The sequence below is a fragment of the Lamprobacter sp. genome, from assembly GCF_034860625.1.
In the GTDB taxonomy this organism is placed as follows: Bacteria; Pseudomonadota; Gammaproteobacteria; order Chromatiales; family Chromatiaceae; genus Lamprobacter.
Window position 1 is genome coordinate 1 of sequence record NZ_JAYESN010000449.1, and the last position, 1,737, is coordinate 1,737.

Annotated in this window: 1 protein-coding gene and 1 pseudogene; both read left to right on the forward strand. The window is 60.1% G+C overall.

Going from position 1 to position 1,737, the window contains the following annotated elements; translation table 11 throughout:
- Window positions 1–491: pseudogene (locus tag VBE63_RS28720) on the forward strand (HNH endonuclease); the annotation flags it as partial.
- A gap of 760 nt (window positions 492–1,251) precedes the next feature.
- The coding region (locus tag VBE63_RS28725; RefSeq protein ID WP_323686394.1) for a replication initiation protein at window positions 1,252–1,737 on the forward strand (486 nt) is incomplete at its 3' end.

The following is a 1,737-nucleotide window of genomic DNA, read 5'->3' on the forward strand; positions in this document are numbered from 1 at the left end:
CGCTGAAGGACGCCGCGGCGGTGAATGCCACCCGCTACGCCATCGGCGCGGCCATCAAGGCGCTCGGCCTGCCGACCACCTTCTGGTCCGGCGGGCGCACCAAGATGAACCGCATCGCCCAAGACTACGCCAAGGACCACTGGATCGACGCCGCCTGTGTCGGTGAGACCGGCGCGGCGGTGAGGATTCCGCCCTCGATGCAGGCGCTGGAGATCAAGGCGATGGGCCGCGGCCGGCGCCGGGTCATGGGCAACGACAAGTATGGCTTCCCCAAAGGCGCGCCAAGGACCCACAAACGCGTGCAAGGCTTCCAGACCGGTGATCTGGCGCGACTCATCTGCGCCAAAGGCAAGAGCGCGGGCATTCACGTTGGGCGCATCGCCAGCATTCGCGCCCGCGGCTGGTTCGTGCTCAACAAGCACGATCGCCCGGCGCGCGAGTTCCAGCTGCTGCAGCGCACCGACGGTTACGCCTACGCAGCAGCCGCATGAGTCTCACTGGCGGCAACGGCGACACAACGCCCCCGGTCGCCCCGCTCCGGGCTTCGCCCTGCGGCGAATGGCTCTTTCGGTGTGCCGGATACCTGGCACGCCAGGCAACACCGCCGGGGGACTATTGGACATCCATGTACAACAGCGGGGGCGCCTCGCAGGCGAAGACCTTCGAATGACGGCATCTCTTTGCAGTGTCGTCTGCCTATCGAGAAGAGGTCGCTATGAATGCGACATAGACGCTCAGCGGCGTTTTGGCGCTTACCCCTAGCCTGACCCTGGCAAGTCTCCTCTGCGGCCTCCAAGGGCCTCTAGGCGCGTTCTAGGGACGACTTCGGCACCCCTATCCTCGTCTAAAGCCGAAAACAACTAGTAGGGGATTCTCAGCCTGCGGAGGAGTTGTTTCTTGGCGATCGTGTTAGGTGCTACGTCTATCACGTGGCTTGGGTGGGCGGGCGAAGCGCGCGCAGCGCGATGAGGTCGCTTACCCAAGCACTTGTCTGCTACATCCCTTCCCTGCAAACCACCCCTCTGTGCGCTGCTTTTTCGTGTCGAGCCCAACGCTCGCGCGCGCGCGCGCGCGTACGCGTTTTATGTAATATTTAATCCTTTTCCCCTTTTAGGGGCTTGCAGGCAATTGAATAATAAAGGGAATCAAGAAGAAAAGAGGAGGGATTTGGGGTCATTGTGGGAGGGATTTGGGGTCAAAAGAGGGAGGGATTTGGGGTATTATGTGAGAAATTTATAAGCTCACATAAATATGACCCATACGCCCCTTCAAGTCTGCAAGAGCAACGCTCTCGTCGAGGCTTCTTACCGCCTTTCTGTCGCAGAACAACGCATCATCCTGGCCTGTATCTCGCAGATCAGACGAGATCAACAGATCACCGACGAGGTCCTCTATAGCGTCAGCGCAACCGAGATCGCTGGACTGACAGGCACAAGATCAAAAACAACCTACGAAGAGCTTGCGAAGGCTGCCCAAAGACTGAAGCGGCGGGAAGTACGGCTGTTTGCAGAACCAAACGGTCGCGGACGCAAGCCACGGGTGATGGTGACCGGCTGGGTTCAAACGATCGTCTACATCGAGGAAGAGGGACGCGTAGAACTGCGGTTCACAAAGGACATGCTGCCGTATCTTTCGGAGCTCACCGAGCAGTTCACCCGCTACGCGCTTGCGGATGTCGCCAAGATGACCAGCGCCTACGCGATCCGGCTCTACGAGCTGCTGATTCAGTGGCGGGGG